Origin of the sequence: Shewanella electrica, from assembly GCF_022321485.1 — a bacterium.
GTDB classification, from domain to species: domain Bacteria; phylum Pseudomonadota; class Gammaproteobacteria; order Enterobacterales; family Shewanellaceae; genus Shewanella; species Shewanella electrica.
Map to the genome: position 1 here is coordinate 1 of NZ_JAKOGG010000178.1, position 280 is coordinate 280.

At 50.0% G+C, this 280-nt stretch carries 1 protein-coding gene; it reads right to left on the minus strand.

What is annotated here, in order from left to right:
• Positions 1 to 280: N-6 DNA methylase (locus tag L9G74_RS20295; protein WP_238898578.1), on the minus strand; the 280-nt coding region annotated here is incomplete at both ends.

Consider the following 280-nt stretch of genomic DNA (forward strand, 5'->3'; position numbering starts at 1 on the left):
ATGCATGTGTTGCACCCAACCCCAGTCGGCAGAGGATTTGCCGGGGAAACCGGCACCGGGTGGGAAACGATCCAGTTCATCATTGTCGTAATCGTTTTCCGTGAACCAGTCCTGGTTCCACATGGGATTGGCGACAACGCGATCGAAGGTGCGCAATTTGCCGTTCTTGTTTCTGAATTTAGGATGCTTGAATGTATCACCGATTTCAATTTCGCCTTCCATGTCGTGAATGATCATGTTCATATTGGCCATGGCCCAGGTATCGGCGATGTATTCCTGT